Raw genomic sequence first — 16,813 nt, 5'->3', positions numbered from 1 at the left:
TTGCTGTGGGCAGGGCGGTAGTGCTGGCGGTTGGCCGCCCGCATGGTTATATGGACCTCGACCGAGGTACCCATGCGCTTTTCCAATGCCTTCCTAGACGAGATTCGCGACCGCGTCCCCATTTCGGACGTGATCGGCAAGCGCGTGACCTGGGACCGCAAGAAGACCAATGTCTCGCGCGGCGACTACTGGGCCTGCTGCCCGTTCCACGGCGAGAAGTCGCCGAGCTTCCACTGCGAGGACCGCAAGGGCCGCTACCATTGCTTCGGCTGCGGCGTTTCCGGCGATCATTTCCGTTTCCTGACCGATCTCGACGGGCTCTCCTTCCCGGAAGCCGTGCAGCAGATCGCCGATCTGGCGGGCGTCGCGATGCCCCAGCCGGACCCGCAGGCCGAGCAGCGCGAGAAGGAGCGCATGGGCCTCGTCGAGGTTATGGAGATGGCGGCACGCTTCTTCCAGGACCAGCTGCAGACGCCGGCGGGAGCGAAGGCGCGCGCCTATCTGCGCGACCGCGGGCTGGCCGGCCGCACCATCGAGACCTTCCGCCTCGGTTATGCGCCGGACAGCCGCAACGCGCTGAAGGAGTTCCTCGCCGGCAAGGGCGTGCCGAAGGAGGCGATCGAGGCGTGCGGCCTCGTCGTGCACGGGCCGGAGATCCCCGTTTCCTACGACCGGTTCCGCGACCGCATCATGTTCCCCATCCTTTCTGTCCGGGAAAAGGTCATCGCCTTCGGGGGACGCGCCATGTCGCCGGACGCGCCGGCCAAGTACCTCAATTCCAACGAGACCGAGCTCTTCCACAAGGGCAGCGTGCTCTACAATCACGCCCGCGCCCGCAAGGCCGCCCAGGGCGCCGACGGCGCGGGTACGGTCATCGCGGTCGAAGGCTATATGGACGTGATCGCGCTGCATCAGGCGGGCATCGAGAATGCCGTGGCGCCGCTCGGCACGGCGCTGACGGAAAACCAGCTCGAGCTGCTCTGGAAGATGACGCCGCAGCCGGTGCTCTGCTTCGACGGCGACGGGGCGGGCATCCGGGCTGCGAACCGCGCCGCCGACCTTGCGCTGCCCTTCATCAGGCCGGGCCGCACGGTGCGCTTCGCGCTGCTTCCCGATGGCAAGGACCCGGACGACCTCGTGCGCCAGGAGGGCCGCGCGCCCTTCGACAAGGTGCTGGCGAACGCCCGCCCGCTGGCGGACATGATCTGGAACCGCGAAGTGCAGGGCGCGACGCTTGACACGCCGGAAAGCCGCGCCGAGCTGGAATCGCGCCTGCGCCGGATCGCGGCGGCGATCGCCGACGAGGACGTGCGCCGCCACTACCAGCAGGACATGCGCGACCGGCTGAACGCCTTCTTCCGCCCGGGCCCGCGGCCGGGCGGCGGCGGCTTTTCCGGCGGCCGGCAGGGCAGGGGCGGCGGCCGCGGCGCGCCGCAGGGCAATGCGGCTCCTTCCGCGATCTCCGACCGGCTGGCGCGCTCGACACTAGTGCGCGGCGCGCAGGATCTGCCGGCGCTGCGCGAAAGCGTGCTGGCGCTCACCGTGGTCAATCATCCGGGCCTGCTCTTCAGCGACTACGACGAGATCGCCATCATCGAATACGAGAACCGCGACCTGCAGCGCCTCTGGTCTTCGCTCCTCGGCATCGCCGGCTCGGTCGGCGCGCGGCTCGACCGCGAGCGGCTGGTCGAGGAACTGGAGGCCGCCGGTTTCGGCGTGCTTCTGAAGGGCCTCGACCAGCAGATCCGCAATTCCCGCCTGTGGACCGCGACGGCGGAGGCGGCGCCGGAGGACGCCCGCGAGGGCTACCTCCAGGCGCTCGCCCTTCACAAGCGCACCCGCGCGCTGCTGTGGCAGCGCCGCGAACTGGAGCGGGAGCTTGCCGTGGCGACGGAAGAGGGCGACGACGAACGGGTGCCGCAGATTCTCCGCGCGCTTCAGGAAGTGCAGATGGAGACGGTGCGGATGGAGAACCAGGAGGCGATCATCGAGGGCTTCGGCGTGCTCTCCGGCCGGGTGAAGGGGCCTGCCGGGAAGTAGGCGGACCGGGTTGCCTCCCCAGGGCGCAGGCGCCATAGTCGCCGCAAACGAAGACGGAATCGCATGCTCGACATTTCCACCGATAGCGCCCGCCCATCGCCGCTCGACGTGCTCAAGCGCGTCTATGGCTACGATGCCTTCCGCAGCAGGCAGGAAGAGGTGGTCGGGCATGTGACGGCGGGCGGCGATGCGGTGGTGCTGTTTCCGACCGGCGCCGGCAAGTCCCTCTGCTTCCAGATCCCGGCGCTCTGCCGGGACGGGGTCGGCATCGTCATCTCGCCGCTGATCGCGCTGATGCGCGACCAGGTGGAGGCCTTGAAGCAGCTCGGCGTGCGCGCGGCGGCGCTCAACTCCTCGCTCACGCGCGAGGAGTTCTTCTCCGTGCGCAATGCGATGCGCACGGGCGATCTCGACCTTCTCTACGTCACGCCGGAGCGCATCGTCACGGACGGCTTCGCCGAGCTTGCCGCCGATGCCCGCATCGCGCTCTTCGCCATCGACGAGGCCCATTGCGTCTCGCAATGGGGCCATGACTTCCGGCCGGAATACCGGGCGCTCGGCGTGCTCGGCGAACGCTATCCCGGCGTGCCGCGCATCGCGCTGACGGCGACGGCCGATCCGCACACCCGCCAGGACATCATCGAGCGCCTCGGCCTTGGCGGCGCGAAGGTCTTCACCACCAGCTTCGACCGGCCGAACATTTCCTACGAGATCGCCGAGCGCGACCAGGCGCGCCAGCAGCTCCTTCGCTTCCTGTCGCGGCACAAGGGCGAGAGCGGCATCGTCTATTGCCTGTCGCGCGCCAAGGTGGAGGACACCGCCGACTGGCTGAACGCGCAGGGCATCCGCGCGCTGCCCTACCACGCGGGCTTCGACCGGGCGGTGCGCGAGGCCAACCAGGATGCGTTCCTCAAGGAGGAAAACCTCTGCCTGGTCGCCACCGTCGCCTTCGGCATGGGCATCGACAAGCCGGATGTGCGCTACGTCGCCCATCTCGACCTGCCGGGCTCCGTGGAGGCCTATTACCAGGAGACGGGGCGGGCGGGACGCGACGGCCTGCCGTCCGAGGTCTGGATGGCCTACGGCATGGCGGACGTCGTGCAGCGGCGCAGGATGATCGACGAGGGCGGGGCGGCCGACGAGGTGAAGCGCATCGAGCGCGCCAAGCTGACGGCGCTGCTCGCCATCTGCGAGACGGCCGGTTGCCGGCGCAAGGCGATCCTTGCCCATTTCGGCGAAGCCCATCCGGGCCATTGCGGCAATTGCGATACGTGCCGCAATCCGGTCGAGACCTGGGACGGCACGGAAGCCGCCATCAAGGCGCTCGCCGCCGTCTACCGCACCGGCGAACGGTTCGGCGCGGCCCATGTCATCGACGTGCTGGTGGGCGCCGCCAACGAGAAGACGGAGCGCTTCGGCCACACCTCCATGCCCGTTTTCGGCGCCGGCAAGGACATCGCCCCGCGCGTCTGGCAGTCGATCTTCCGCCAACTGCTCGCCATGGGCCTCGTCAGCGTCGATCACGCCGCCTACGGCGCGCTGAAGCTCGAGCCGGAGGCGCGTGCCGTCTTCCGCCACGAGCGGCAGGTCTTCTTCCGCAAGGACCGGCCGCAGGCGGGCCGCAAGGCGAAGGCCGGCGGTTCGCCCGCCGCCCGCGAGCGCTCCAACCTCTCCGGCTCCGACCGCGAGCTTTTCGAGCTGCTGCGCGCCGAGCGCCTTGCCATCGCCAAGGAGCTCGACGTGCCGCCCTATGTCGTCTTCCCGGATACGACGCTGATCGCGCTCGCCAAGGAGCGCCCGCGCGACCGCGAGGAACTGCTGGACATTCCCGGCATCGGCCTTTCCAAGCGCGACCGGTTCGGCGACGCCTTCCTGGCGGTGATCGAGGCGTTTGCCGGTTAGGCCGATTTTTTCACCGGTCCTGTCGGAACGTTCCGCCTTCTTTCGTCCTTGAGCATCTTCACCAAGGAGGACGTCACGATGAAGGTCACGCAGCATCTCTGGTTCGAGAAGGACATGGAGGCCGCCATCGGCTTCTACACATCGCTCATCCCCGGTTCCTCGGTCCACTGGGTCTCGCCGCTTCCGGCGGAGACGCCGAGCGGCCCGCCGGGCAGCGTCAGGATCGCGAGCTTCACCCTCGGCGACCAGCGCTACATGGCGATCGAGGCCGGTCCGCTCGATCCGTTCAACCACAGCTTCTCCATCATGGTCGAATGCGAGACGCAGGGAGACCTGGACCGGCTCTGGGACGCGCTCAAGGAAGGCGGATCGGTGGAGCAGTGCGGCTGGCTGAAGGATCGCTGGGGCCTGTCCTGGCAGATCGCGCCGACCAGGCTCGGCGAGCTGATGAGCGATCCGGACCCGGAAAAGGTCAAGCGGGTCACCGAGGCCATGCTGAAGATGGTCAAGCTCGAGATCGCGCCGCTGGAGGCCGCGGCTGCGGGATGAGGGCGCTTGCGGCCTACATCCTGACGGTCATCCCCCCGTCCACCACCAGCACATGGCCGTTGACGAAGGAGGCGGCGTCGCTCGCGAGGAACAGGGCGGCGCCGGCGATCTCGTCGGGCCTCGCCCAGCGCTGCACGGGAATGCGCTGGCGCACGAAGGGCATCAGGCCCTCGTCGGCGGCCATCGCCGCATTGGTTTCCGTCGCGAACCAGCCGGGCGCGATGGCATTGCTGGTGATTCCGTGGGGGCCGTATTCGACGGCCATGCTGCGCATCAGGCCGGTCAGGCCCTGCTTGGCGGCGGGATAGACGCCGTCGTTCGGCATGGCCACGTGGCCGCCGATCGAGGTCAATGCGATCAGCCGGCCGTGGCCGTGCCGTTTCATGATCGCGGCTGCGTCGCGCGACAGGCTGGCGGCGGCGGCAAGGTCGGTGCGGATCAGCTCGTCGATCGCCTCGTCGTCCATCTCGGACAACGGACGGCGGTCGCGCGCGCCGACATTGTTGACGAGCACGTCGAGCCGGCCGTGCCGGTTCTCTATGTCCGCAAGCGCGGCGCGCTGGGCTTTCCGGTCGGCGATGTCGAAGGCCGCGGCCGAGGCGCTGCCGCCAGCGGCGGCGATCGTCGCGGCGGCTTCGTCGAGCGTTGCGGCCGTGCGCCCCGTCACCACCACATGCGCGCCGGCCTCCGCCAGCGCCTTGGCGATCTCGAAGCCGAGGCCGCGCCCGCCGCCGGTCACGAGCGCCACGCGCCCCTTCTGGGAAAACCTGTCCAGTATCGTCATGACCCCGCATCCTTTCCTGGCATAACCGGACAGCGGCAGGGCGCTTCTGTCAACCCTTGCGCCGATCGCCCGCGAGCGTGCCTGAAAACATGGCTGCGGCCCTTTACGCGGGCTGTTGCTGCGCTAGAACTATCGCGTGGAGCAACATCGCCGGCATCACGATCAAAAAGACAGGCCGGCGTGCATCGGAAGGGGAGCCGGGCCCATGAACAGATCGACCTTGCCGCTCGACGGGGCATGCCGCTGCGGGCGGGTTCAGATCCGCATCAGCGCGCCGCAGATGCTCACCATGTTCGAGGATACGGGCTGGTACAGTCCCTTCGTCGAGACCTATACGAGCGAGAAGCTCGCCTGGGCGGTGACGCCGGCCGTGCACCGCTACGAGAAATTCCCGCCGATGGAGGACTATGAAAACTCGTCGCCGCCTATGCCGCGCATGCCGCCTGAACCGTCGCCGTCTTCACATCTCCTGTCATCTTCATGAGTGCGTGCCCATGACCTCCGCCTTCCTCGCCCATCTCAGAACCGAACTCGACGGCCTCAAGTCCGCCGGCCTCTACAAGTCGGAGCGCGTGATCACCTCCAAGCAGGGCGGCGAGATCGCCGTCGCCTCTGGCGAACGCGTGCTGAACTTCTGCGCCAACAACTATCTCGGTCTTGCCGACAACGAGGACCTTGCACAAGCCGGCAAGCAGGCGCTCGACCGCTACGGCTACGGCATGGCCTCGGTGCGCTTCATCTGCGGCACGCAGGAGGAGCACAAGCAGCTCGAGGCGCGCATCTCCGCCTTCCTCGGGCTGGAGGATACGATCCTCTATTCCTCCTGCTTCGATGCCAATGGCGGCCTCTTCGAGACGCTGCTTTCCGAGGAGGACGCCATCATCTCCGATGCGCTGAACCATGCCTCGATCATCGACGGCGTCCGCCTCTCGAAGGCCAGGCGCTTCCGCTACGCCAACAACGACATGGCCGCGCTGGAGGAGGAATTGAAGAAGGCCGAGGGCAGCCGCTTCAAGATGATCGCCACCGACGGCGTCTTCTCGATGGACGGCATCATCGCCAATCTTGAGGGCGTCTGCGACCTTGCGGAAAAGTACGGCGCGATGGTCATGGTGGACGACAGCCATGCGGTCGGCTTCGTCGGCAGGCATGGGCGCGGCTCGGCGGAGCATTGCGGCGTGGAAGGCCGCGTCGACATCATCACCGGCACGCTCGGCAAGGCGCTCGGCGGCGCGTCGGGCGGCTACACCTCCGGCCGGCGCGAGGTGGTGGAATGGCTGCGCCAGCGCTCGCGGCCCTATCTCTTCTCCAACACGCTCGCCCCTGTCATCGCTAGCGCCTCGCTCAAGGTCTTCGACCTGATCGAAAACGGCGATGCGCTGCGAAAGCGTCTCTACGCCAATGCCGACCTCTTCCGCATCGAGATGACGAAGCTCGGCTTCACCCTTGCGGGGGAGGGCCATCCGATCATTCCCGTCATGCTGGGCGATGCGAGCCTTGCGCAGGAAATGGCGAGCCGCATGCTGGAAAGGGGCGTCTACGTCATCGGCTTTTCCTTTCCCGTCGTGCCGCGCGGGCAGGCGCGCATCCGCACCCAGATGTCGGCCGCCCATAGCGAGGCGGATGTTCGAACGGCGATTGAGGTCTTCGCCGAAGTCGGGCGCGAACTGGGCGTCATTTGAACTGCCTTCTGAATCCCTTGCGGAGTTTTCGTCATGTCGAACATGATGCGTGCGCTGGTTAAAGCGAAACCTGAGGTCGGGCTCTGGATGGAGCATGTGCCGGTGCCGGAGGCCGGTCCGAACGACGTGCTGATCCGGGTGAAGAAATCCGCCATCTGCGGCACGGACGTGCATATCTGGAACTGGGACCACTGGGCGCAGAAGACGATCCCGGTGCCGATGGTCGTCGGCCATGAATTCGTCGGCGAGATCGCCGAGATCGGCTCCGCCGTCACCAAGTACAAGGTGGGCGAGCGCGTCTCGGGCGAGGGGCACATCGTCTGCGGCAAGTGCCGCAACTGCCGCGCCGGGCGCGGGCACCTCTGCCACTATACCAAGGGCGTCGGCGTCAACCGGCCGGGCTCCTTCGGCGAGTTCGTCGCGATCCCCGAGCACAATGTCGTGCCGATCCCGGACGACGTGCCGGACGAGGTGGCGGCGATCTTCGATCCGTTCGGCAATGCCGTGCACACGGCGCTCTCCTTTGATCTCGTCGGCGAGGACGTGCTCGTCACCGGCGCCGGGCCGATCGGCATCATGGGGGCGATGGTGGCGAAGCGCTCCGGCGCGCGCAAGGTCGTCATCACCGACATCAACCCCGTCCGCCTCGACCTCGCCCGCAAGGTCGGCATCGACCATGTGGTCGACGCCTCCAGGCAGGACCTTTCCGACGTGATGACCGAGATCGGCATGACGGAGGGCTTCGACGTCGGGCTTGAAATGTCCGGCGCGCCGGCCGCCTTCCGCTCGATGATCGACACGATGAACAACGGCGGCAAGATCGCCATCCTCGGCATCGCGCCGGACGGTTTCGGCATCGACTGGAACAAGGTCATCTTCAAGATGCTCACGCTGAAGGGCATCTACGGCCGCGAGATGTTCGAGACCTGGTACAAGATGATCGCCTTCGTGCAGGGCGGGCTCGACCTTGCGCCGATCATCACCCACCGCATCGGGATCGACGATTTCCGCGATGGCTTCGAGGCGATGCGCTCGGGCAATTCCGGCAAGGTCGTCATGGACTGGTAATAGAAGGAGGACCTGGGATGAGGTACGAGGGAAGCTGTCATTGCGGCAACGTCGCCTTCGACAGCGGCGAGGGGATCAGCCCGAACGGGAACAGGATGGCGGCGATCAACCTGCGGTGCCTTCCGGCGATCGATCTTGAGACACTGGCGATCACCAAGATGGACGGGCGCTCGTTCTGACGAAGTGATTCGGGCGTGCGTGCGCCGGGTTGCGGCTCTTGTCTTTCCGGGATTTGCGCCTACATGAAGGCTCAATCGCCCGGATCCGCTGACAGTCCTGTCCGCGAACCCGAATCGGAACCTTTTGCGGCTTTTTTGCCGGAAAAGCTTGACGTAACCGAAAATTCTGGGAATCACCATTGTTGGCTGTGAAGGAATGGGTACGGCGGATCGGGAAGTCATGTCAATTGTGTTGCCTCGGCAACATGCCCACCATCCTGCGGGCCGGGACGTGGTTAATCGGGATTTAATTGTCAATCCGTTAGGTCAGGAACGCTGATTTGCGTTTGCGCATGCCGAAGGGCGATCGGCTGCGGGAGACCCTGACTGCTTGGAAACTGATGCTCAGGAAAGCGACGAAATAAATGGCGACAAAGGTCAAAGAGAACGAGGAAGTCGAAAACGAACGCGAAGGCGCATCCGACGGCCCTCTTCTCGATCTTTCCGATGATGCCGTCAAGAAGATGATCAAGGCCGCCAAGAAGCGCGGCTATGTCACGATGGACGAGCTGAACTCCGTCCTGCCCTCCGAGGAAGTCACCTCGGAGCAGATCGAGGACACGATGGCCATGCTTTCGGACATGGGCATCAACGTCATCGAGGACGAGGACGCCGAAGAGGCGGCCCAGGGCGACGACGAGGGCGGCGACGACGACGGTGACAGCGAGGGCGGGGAACTCGCCGCTTCCGGCGGCACCGCGCTTGCGGCCGCCAAGAAGAAGGAGCCGACGGACCGCACGGACGACCCGGTGCGCATGTACCTGCGCGAGATGGGCTCCGTCGAGCTCCTGTCGCGCGAGGGCGAGATCGCCATCGCCAAGCGCATCGAAGCCGGCCGCGAGACGATGATCGCCGGCCTCTGTGAGAGCCCGCTGACGTTCCAGGCCATCATCATCTGGCGGGATGAACTCAACGAAGGCCAGACGCTTCTGCGCGAGATCATCGACCTCGAGACGACGTATTCCGGTCCCGAGGCGAAGGCTGCCCCGCAGTTCCAGAGCCCGGAGAAGATCGAGGCCGACCGCAAGGCGGCCGAGGAGAAGGAAAGGAACCGCAAGCCGCGCGCTGCCGCCAACGACGACGACATCACCAATGTCGGCGGCGAGGGCCTGCCGATCGAGGAGGAGGAAGAGGACGACGACGAATCGAACCTCTCGCTCGCCGCGATGGAAGCGGAACTGCGCCCGCAGGTCATGGCGACGCTCGACACGATCGCCGAGACCTACAAGAAGCTGCGCAAGCTCCAGGACCAGCAGGTGGAAGCCCGCCTGCAGGCGACCGGCACGCTGTCGCCCGCCCAGGAGCGCCGCTACAAGGAGCTCAAGGACGAGCTGATCACGGCGGTCAAGTCGCTCTCGCTCAACCAGAACCGCGTCGACAGCCTCGTCGAGCAGCTCTACGACATCAACAAGCGCCTCGTGCAGAACGAGGGTCGCCTGCTGCGTCTTGCCGAGAGCTACGGCGTCAAGCGCGACTCGTTCCTCGAGCAGTACAACGGGGCGGAGCTCGATCCGAACTGGATGAAGTCGATCGCCAACCTTTCGGCCCGCGGCTGGAAGGAATTCGCGAGGAACGAGAACACGACGATCCGCGACATCCGCCAGGAGATCCAGAACCTCGCCACCGAGACCGGCATCTCCATCTCGGAGTTCCGCCGCATCGTGCACATGGTCCAGAAGGGCGAGCGCGAGGCGCGCATCGCCAAGAAGGAGATGGTGGAGGCCAACCTGCGCCTCGTGATCTCGATCGCCAAGAAGTACACGAACCGCGGCCTGCAGTTCCTGGACCTCATCCAGGAGGGCAATATCGGCCTCATGAAGGCGGTCGACAAGTTCGAGTACCGCCGCGGCTACAAGTTCTCCACCTATGCGACCTGGTGGATCCGGCAGGCGATCACCCGCTCGATCGCCGACCAGGCCCGCACGATCCGCATTCCGGTGCACATGATCGAGACGATCAACAAGATCGTGCGCACCTCGCGCCAGATGCTGCACGAGATCGGCCGCGAGCCGACGCCGGAGGAACTGGCCGAAAAGCTCGCCATGCCGCTCGAGAAGGTCCGCAAGGTCCTGAAGATCGCCAAGGAGCCGATCTCGCTGGAAACGCCGGTCGGCGACGAGGAGGACAGCCACCTCGGCGACTTCATCGAGGACAAGAACGCGCTGCTGCCGATCGACGCCGCCATCCAGGCGAACCTGCGCGAGACGACGACCCGCGTGCTGGCCTCGCTGACGCCGCGCGAGGAGCGCGTCCTTCGCATGCGCTTCGGCATCGGCATGAACACGGACCATACGCTGGAAGAGGTCGGCCAGCAGTTCTCGGTCACCCGCGAACGCATCCGCCAGATCGAGGCGAAGGCGCTGCGCAAGCTCAAGCACCCGAGCCGTTCCAGGAAGCTGAGAAGCTTCCTGGACAGCTAGGCAAGCCGCAAGCTGCGCTCGTTCCTCGACGGCTGAGGCAGCGGAGACACGGAAAAAGCCCCGCGACACGAAAGGTCGCGGGGCTTTTTGCCGTTCGGGAACGGCAAGGCGCCGACGGCCTTCGGGCGGGCGCCTTGCCGCCTACCAGCCGCCGCAGCTCTTCAACTGGCGCGAATAGTTGACGGCCATGGTCGCGGCCCGCTTCGCACCCGCCTTTGCGGTCGCGCTCCAGTTGCCGCGCTGGTAGCCGGTATGGCCGTGATAATAGGCGATGTAGAGCCGGTAGGTGTCGTTGAGCGCAATGCCGTTCTTGCGGTTGCTCTCGCTGTGGTACCAGGCGATGAAGCGGATCGCATCGCCGAAATCGGTGCGCTTGGCCGCCCAGCGGCCCGTCACCCGCTTGTATTGCGCCCAGGTGCCGTCGAGCGCCTGGGAGAAGCCGAGCGCGGTCGACTGGCGCTTCCACGGGATGAAGCCGAAGAGCTTCGTGCGCGGCGGACGCGCATTATGCCGGAAGCCGGACTCCGTGTAGATCGTCGCCATCAGCACGGGAACGGGCACGCCGTATTCACGCTGGGCACCGTAGGCGGCGCGCCGCCAGTTGTCGAAGAGGCCGTCACGTTGCTCGAAGATGGCACAGGCATTCTGCGTCTGTCGGGGGACGGACGCGCATCCGGCGATGAGCAGGAGGACGACGATCAATACGCAACGCATCGCAGATCCTCAAAATTTCCGGATGTTTATAAATGGTAAATCTTAACAATCCGTTTTGATTCAATTGCGATTCATCGTCTCCCATTCATGGACGTGATCCGCTTATCAAATATGCAAATGCATTATTTTGTTGCGCTTTTTGCCCTTCCGGCCTAATCAATCCTCAGCACGCCGGCCCTTCGCGCACGATTGTTCCGGACCGTGAAAGTACCGCTCTGCCATCGGATTTCGGCCGGCGCCGACCGGGCGCATGACGGTTTGCGACCGGGCCTTTCCAAGGCCCCAGTTCAGGAGAAAGACCATGAAGAAGCCAATTTTCGCCGGTGCCCTGCTTGCGGCCTCCGTCGCCTTCGCGCCGCTCGCCCATGCCGACATCGTCATCGGGCTCATCGCGCCGCTGACCGGCCCGGTTGCGGCCTATGGCGACCAGGTCAAGAACGGCGCGGAAGCTGCCGTCGCCGAGATCAACAAGAACGGCGGCATCCTCGGCGAGCAGGTCGTCCTCAAGCTGGCCGACGACGCCGGCGAGCCCAAGCAGGGCGTTTCGGCGGCCAACCAGATCGTCGGCGAAGGCATCCGTTTCGTCGTCGGCCCGGTCACGTCCGGCGTTGCCATCCCGGCCTCCGACGTTCTGGCCGAAAACGGCATCCTGATGGTCACCCCGACCGCGACCGCCCCGGATCTCACGGCCCGCGGCCTCACCAACGTCCTGCGCACCTGCGGCCGTGACGACCAGCAGGCCGAAGTCGCCGCCGCCTATGTGCTGGCGAACCTCAAGGACAAGAAGGTCGCCGTGATCCACGACAAGGGCGCCTACGGCAAGGGCCTTGCGGATGCCTTCAAGGCGGCGCTCAACAAGGGCGGCGTTACCGAGGCGCTCTACGATTCGGTCACCCCGGGCGACAAGGATTTCAGCGCGCTGATCACCCGCCTCAAGTCCGACGGCGTCGAAGTCGTCTATTTCGGCGGCTATCATCCGGAAGGCGGCCTGCTCGCCCGCCAGCTGAAGGACCTTTCGGTCGACGCCACGATCATCGGCGGTGAAGGCCTGTCGAACAGCGAATACTGGGCGATCGGCAACGAGGCTGCGGCCGGCACGCTCTTCACCAACGCTTCCGACGCGCTGAAGAGCCCCGATTCCCAGGCGGCCGTCGCCGCCCTCAAGGAAAAGGGCGTCCCGCCGGAAGCCTTCACGCTCAACGCCTATGCCGCCGTCGAAGTGCTGAAGGCCGGCATCGAGAAGGCCGGCAGCGCCGAAGACGCCGGCGCCGTCGCCACGGCGCTCAAGTCCGGCGAGGCCATCCCGACCGCCATCGGCAAGCTCACCTACGGCGAAAGCGGCGACCTCACCTCGCAGAGCTTCTCGCTCTTCAAGTGGGAAGACGGCAAGATCGTCGCCGCCGAATAAGGTTCGGCGCATCGGGAATGGAACGCCGGGGTTTTGCCCCGGCGTTTTCGCTCGTGGGAAGGATGCGGTTCACGAGGCGCCTGCGGTCGTTGATCCTCGGGCTTGACCCGAGGATCAACAGCCCCAAGCTGACTGCCATCCGTCACCGCCCCGCCCGGAACCTCTCCTTCAGCCGCGCGATGTCCGCCTCGCTCCAGTCCGTGACATCGGTCACCGCGATCCACGGATCGATGTAGTGTTCCCCGGCATAGACATGCCCCAGTCCCATGGGCGCGGTCGTCGCCATCGCCATGTCGAGCGTCAGTTGCAGGAAGGTGACGACGGGATACCACTGGAAGTCCGGCGAGACGTCCGGCCCGCGGGGCGCAGCCATCCAGGCGGGCTGGCGGTAGAAGGCGTAAGGGTCGTAGAAGGTGACCGGGTCGCTGGCATATTGCAGGTAGACGATGCGCATCGGTCCCCACCGGCCGCCCGCCTCCGGCAAGGCGTTGCGCTGGCTGGTGAAGCGCACGTAGGAGCCGTCGCGGAAGCGCGGCAGCCAGGCGGGCGTGCCGGCGTTGCGGTCCGCCGTCATCTTGCGCCAGATGCGGCTGGGGAAGGGCGGGCCGGCCCAGAGCGCGCCCTGATAGGGATCGCCGATCACCTCGAAGAGTTCCGCCGACTGCTCGGACGACAGCGCGCCGAGGCTGAGGCCGTAGAGATGGAGCTTCGGGCGGCTTTCCTTCGGCAGGCCCGTCCAGTGGCCGTAGACGGCGCGGAAGAGCGCGCGCGCCGCCTCGGCGCCGTAGTCGGGCTCGGCGAGCAGCGAAAGCCAGCTCGCGAGGTAGGAATACTGGATGGCGACGCTGGCGATATCGCCGTGATGCAGGTACTCGACCGTGTCGATCCCTTCCGGGTCGATCCAGCCCGTCCCGGTCGGCATGATGACGATGAGCGTGGAGCGCTCGAAGCCGCCGACGCGGATCAGTTCGTCGAGCGCGATCTTCGCCCGCGCTTCGGGCGTCTCGGCGGCGTTGAGGCCGGCATAGACGCGCAGGGGCTCGAGCGCCGGCTTGCCGGTGAAGGCGGAAATCTCCGCCGCCGTCGGGCCGCTTGCCACGAAGGAACGCCCCATGCGGCCGAGCTCGTCCCATCGCACCAATGAGGCGGCGCTTCCGGATTTCATGGGGTCGGAAGGCTCGGCCGTATCCGGCTCGATCACCTGGTCGAGCCGGCGGAACGACGAATCGGCCGTGTGCAGCACGAAGCGCACGAGCAGGCCGTCCGCCAGGGTCCAGAACAGCGTGGCGGCAAGCGCCGTGCCGATGACCCAGGAAAGGCGCCGCGGGGCCGCGCGGCGCGAGGTGCTGGCGAAGAGCCGGACGAAGAGGGCGAACAGCCGCCCGAGGCCGAACAGCACGAGGAACACGGCAAGCGCGATGAGGCCGACATAGAACGGATGGGCCGTCTCGATCGGCGGCAGGTGCATCAGCGTGCGGATGGAATTCTGCCACCCGGCCGTGCGCCAGAGGAAGGCGAGCACCACGGCGCCGCAGACGCCGCCGGCAACCGCCTTGATCCAGAGCCGTGCGCGATCCTTCGGCTCGGGCAGCTCCAGCCAGAGCCAGAGGACGGCGAGGAGCACGCCGAGGCCGTAGCCGCATGCCATGGCGACGCCGGAAAGCAGCCCTTGCGTGAGATAGGTGCGCGGCAGGAGGCTCGGCGTCAGCGAGGCCGCGAAGAAAAGCGTGCCGAGCACGAGGCCGGTGGCGGAGAGGGAGAGCACAAGACGCCAGAACCAATCCCGCACGACGATCTCCAATCCGCTTCGCATGCCTTACGCCGCAAACCTTGCACGCCGTTCCGGGCGGTGCAACCGGCCTTCCGCCCTTCCGGTGACGCTTGGTGTTTCCGGGCGGTTTCGCCGCGGGAGGCAGACGACATGATGCGCAAGACGGTGGACACCGCGATTGCCGCGCGGCTGGCGCGCGAAGCGGTGCGGCTGAACGCCGAGATCGGCGATCCGACGAAAGCCTCGTAGCCTGCGGGGCCCCCGCAAACAAAAATTTCACCCCCCTTGTCGGATCGGCGCGGCGTTCCACGTCCTTGTTATGTCTGAACCAAAGGAGGAGACGATCATGACCTATGTCGATGGATTCCTGCTGGCCGTGCCGAAGGCCAAGCTGGAGGTTTACAAGGAAATGGCGCGCACGGCGGGCGATATCTGGAAGGAATACGGTGCGATCGATTATGTCGAATGCATCGGCGACGACGTGCCCTACGGAGAGGTGACCTCGTTCCCCCGCGCCGTGCAGGCAACCGATGACGAGATCGTGATCTTCTCGTGGATCACCTACGAATCCCGCGAGCGGCGCGACGAAATCCTTGCCAAGGTGATGGCCGACGAGCGGTTGCAGGAGGAAGCCTGGAAGGACGTCTTCGACGGCAAGCGCATGATCTTCGGCGGCTTCGAGGCCTTCGTCGAGTTGTGAGCGAGGGGCGGGTGCGTTATCAAGCACCCGTTACCCAAGGAAAGGGCTTGCCATGATAGACCTCTACTACGCGATCGTCGGCACGACGACGGACACCAATGCGGGCCTGGCGCGATTCATGGGCGTGATCCTCGCCTTCATCGTGATCGTCGGCACGCTGTTCTGGGCGATCGGCTGAGGCGGGCCGCGCCGTGCCGCAGACGATCGTGACGGTTTCGACCCGCGGGCAGGGGCTCTACGAGTTCACGGACGAGGCCGAGGCTTTCGTGCGCGATGCGGGCATCGGGGAGGGTGTGCTCACGGTCTTCGTGCGCCACACCTCCTGCTCGCTGCTCGTCCAGGAAAATGCCGACCCCGACGTTAGGCGCGACCTCGACCGGTTCTTCCGGCGCCTCGTGCCGCCCTCGGACGATCCTTCCATGCGCTGGATCGTGCACACGATGGAGGGGCCGGACGACATGCCGGCCCATATCAAGGCGGCGCTGACGCAGGTTTCCATCGGCATTCCGGTCATGGCCGGGCGCCTTGCGCTCGGCACCTGGCAGGGTCTCTACCTCTTCGAGCATCGCGACCGCCCGCACCGGCGCGAAATCGTGCTGCATCTCGGCCCTTGACGGAACTGCGTCACACGATGGAACGTTCCTGCGGCGGTCCATCGAGAGGAGAGGTTCATGGCTGGCACCGAGAGCATCAATCACGCCGTCATCGAGGCGCTGAACGCCCGCGACTTCGCGGCGCTCGCCGATAAGGTCCACGAGGATGTGGCGATTTCCGGCATCGGGGAGGGCAGCGACAACGGCCGCGAGGCGTTGCGCGAGCGCCTTGCCCGGCATTTCGAGGCCTATGACGAAACCTATGGCGATGCGCTGGTGATGAGCGATGCGCTCGGCCACAATGTCGCGATCCGCGTGACGGCGCGCGGCAAAGGCCCCGAAGGCGCCGCCTATTCGAAGGAAAAGGTCCTTCTCCTCGAGCTGGAGGACGGCACGATCAGCCGCATTGCCGTCTTTGCCGGTTCATGAAGTTGAACGCAGCCTGAACGGCGGATTCGGACTGCGTTCAGGCATGCCGTCCTATGGTCTCCCCAATCGCCGGCCAGAACGGCCCGGCCGGAGCGAACAGGAGAACCTTCCATGACGTCCATTGTGAAAAAGACCCTTCTTGCCGCAGTCCTCGGCCTCGGCGCGATGGCTGCCTCCGTTCCGGCCGCCTCCGCCGCCGGCATCGACGTGAGGATCGAGACCGTCGGCTACCGCAACGGCTTCCTCCAGGTGCAGGACCGCGACGGTGGCCGGGACGGCTGGGGCCGCGACCGTGACCGCGGCCGCGATCGCTGGGACCGCCGCGATGACCGCCGCCATGGCGGGTGGGGCCGCCGCGGCCGGTGCTCACCGGACCTCGCCGTCGCCAAGGCGCGCGATTTCGGCCTGCGCCGCGCCCGCATCGCGGACATGTCGCCGCGCCGGGTCGTGGTCGAAGGTTTCCGCCGCGGCGATTACCGCCGCATCGTCTTCGCCAACGATCGCGGTTGCCCGATCATGTGGCGTTAAGGAGGGA

The 16,813-nt window shown here is 66.3% G+C and carries 17 protein-coding genes; 14 read left to right on the top strand and 3 right to left on the bottom strand.

The features are described 5' to 3' along the window. Positions 1-72 precede the first annotated feature (72 nt). From dnaG to ACIIOY_RS01635, 3 genes are all read left to right on the top strand, one after another. Positions 73-2,040: a DNA primase gene (gene dnaG, locus ACIIOY_RS01645; RefSeq protein WP_411032861.1), complete on the top strand. Its 1,968-nt coding sequence runs from the start codon at positions 73-75 to the stop codon at positions 2,038-2,040. A 63-nt stretch (positions 2,041-2,103) separates the two neighbouring features. Continuing rightward, complete coding sequence (gene recQ, locus ACIIOY_RS01640; RefSeq protein WP_411032860.1) at positions 2,104-3,942, top strand: DNA helicase RecQ; 1,839 nt, start codon at positions 2,104-2,106, stop codon at positions 3,940-3,942. A gap of 78 nt (positions 3,943-4,020) precedes the next feature. Further along, a complete protein-coding gene (locus ACIIOY_RS01635) occupies positions 4,021-4,491 on the top strand; it encodes a VOC family protein (protein ID WP_411032859.1) in 471 nt (156 codons plus the stop codon). Between the two features lie 13 nt (positions 4,492-4,504). On the opposite strand, the gene ACIIOY_RS01630 is transcribed toward ACIIOY_RS01635, so the two are convergent. Next, entirely contained in the window at positions 4,505-5,275 is a 771-nt protein-coding gene (locus ACIIOY_RS01630) for an SDR family oxidoreductase (protein ID WP_411032858.1), read from the bottom strand. Positions 5,276-5,480: 205 nt separating this feature from the next. Between ACIIOY_RS01630 and ACIIOY_RS01625 the strand changes: the two genes are divergently transcribed. The 5 genes from ACIIOY_RS01625 (at position 5,481) to rpoD (ending at position 10,663) form a co-directional block, all read left to right on the top strand. After that, positions 5,481-5,759, top strand: a complete 279-nt coding sequence (locus ACIIOY_RS01625) for a hypothetical protein (protein ID WP_411032857.1) — start codon at positions 5,481-5,483, stop codon at positions 5,757-5,759. A 10-nt stretch (positions 5,760-5,769) separates the two neighbouring features. Continuing rightward, the gene (locus ACIIOY_RS01620; protein WP_411032856.1) at positions 5,770-6,957 is read left to right on the top strand and encodes a glycine C-acetyltransferase; all 1,188 of its coding nucleotides are present in this window, start codon (positions 5,770-5,772) and stop codon (positions 6,955-6,957) included. A 33-nt stretch (positions 6,958-6,990) separates the two neighbouring features. Beyond that, positions 6,991-8,025, top strand: coding sequence for an L-threonine 3-dehydrogenase (gene tdh / locus ACIIOY_RS01615; RefSeq protein ID WP_411032855.1), 1,035 nt, complete (start codon positions 6,991-6,993; stop codon positions 8,023-8,025). Between the two features lie 17 nt (positions 8,026-8,042). Further along, positions 8,043-8,204, top strand: coding sequence for a hypothetical protein (locus ACIIOY_RS01610; protein WP_411032854.1), 162 nt, complete (start codon positions 8,043-8,045; stop codon positions 8,202-8,204). 404 nt (positions 8,205-8,608) lie between these two features. Then, positions 8,609-10,663 carry an RNA polymerase sigma factor RpoD gene (gene rpoD / locus ACIIOY_RS01605; protein WP_411032853.1) on the top strand — a complete coding sequence of 685 codons (2,055 nt, stop codon included), beginning with the start codon at positions 8,609-8,611 and terminating at the stop codon, positions 10,661-10,663. A gap of 141 nt (positions 10,664-10,804) precedes the next feature. Here rpoD and ACIIOY_RS01600 read toward each other — a convergent pair whose 3' ends face one another. Further along, positions 10,805-11,377: a transglycosylase SLT domain-containing protein gene (locus ACIIOY_RS01600; RefSeq protein ID WP_411032852.1), complete on the bottom strand. Its 573-nt coding sequence runs from the start codon at positions 11,375-11,377 to the stop codon at positions 10,805-10,807. A gap of 301 nt (positions 11,378-11,678) precedes the next feature. On the opposite strand from ACIIOY_RS01600, the gene ACIIOY_RS01595 reads away from it, so the two are divergent. Further along, positions 11,679-12,785, top strand: a complete 1,107-nt coding sequence (locus tag ACIIOY_RS01595; protein WP_411032851.1) for a branched-chain amino acid ABC transporter substrate-binding protein — start codon at positions 11,679-11,681, stop codon at positions 12,783-12,785. A 142-nt stretch (positions 12,786-12,927) separates the two neighbouring features. On the opposite strand, the gene ACIIOY_RS01590 is transcribed toward ACIIOY_RS01595, so the two are convergent. Continuing rightward, positions 12,928-14,598 (bottom strand): alpha/beta hydrolase, encoded by a 1,671-nt coding sequence (locus ACIIOY_RS01590; RefSeq protein ID WP_411032850.1) that lies wholly within the window; start codon positions 14,596-14,598, stop codon positions 12,928-12,930. A gap of 304 nt (positions 14,599-14,902) precedes the next feature. On the opposite strand from ACIIOY_RS01590, the gene ACIIOY_RS01585 reads away from it, so the two are divergent. The 5 genes from ACIIOY_RS01585 to ACIIOY_RS01565 all read left to right on the top strand — a co-directional run bounded on the left by ACIIOY_RS01585 (position 14,903) and on the right by ACIIOY_RS01565 (position 16,806). Next, on the top strand, positions 14,903-15,256 hold the full coding sequence (locus ACIIOY_RS01585; RefSeq protein ID WP_411032849.1) for a DUF1428 domain-containing protein: 354 nt from the start codon (positions 14,903-14,905) through the stop codon (positions 15,254-15,256). A 52-nt stretch (positions 15,257-15,308) separates the two neighbouring features. Then, complete coding sequence (locus ACIIOY_RS01580; protein ID WP_411032848.1) at positions 15,309-15,434, top strand: hypothetical protein; 126 nt, start codon at positions 15,309-15,311, stop codon at positions 15,432-15,434. Between the two features lie 13 nt (positions 15,435-15,447). After that, a complete protein-coding gene (locus ACIIOY_RS01575) occupies positions 15,448-15,870 on the top strand; it encodes a secondary thiamine-phosphate synthase enzyme YjbQ (RefSeq protein ID WP_411032847.1) in 423 nt (140 codons plus the stop codon). Between the two features lie 57 nt (positions 15,871-15,927). Continuing rightward, positions 15,928-16,278: a nuclear transport factor 2 family protein gene (locus ACIIOY_RS01570; RefSeq protein ID WP_411032846.1), complete on the top strand. Its 351-nt coding sequence runs from the start codon at positions 15,928-15,930 to the stop codon at positions 16,276-16,278. A gap of 111 nt (positions 16,279-16,389) precedes the next feature. Beyond that, complete coding sequence (locus ACIIOY_RS01565) at positions 16,390-16,806, top strand: hypothetical protein (protein WP_411032845.1); 417 nt, start codon at positions 16,390-16,392, stop codon at positions 16,804-16,806. The last annotated feature ends 7 nt before the right edge of the window (positions 16,807-16,813 follow it).

Source organism: Shinella agrisoli (assembly GCF_046557955.1).
Lineage (GTDB): Bacteria > Pseudomonadota > Alphaproteobacteria > Rhizobiales > Rhizobiaceae > Shinella.
The sequence above is the reverse complement of the archived record's forward strand: the minus strand, read 5'-3'. Positions and strand labels throughout refer to the sequence as shown.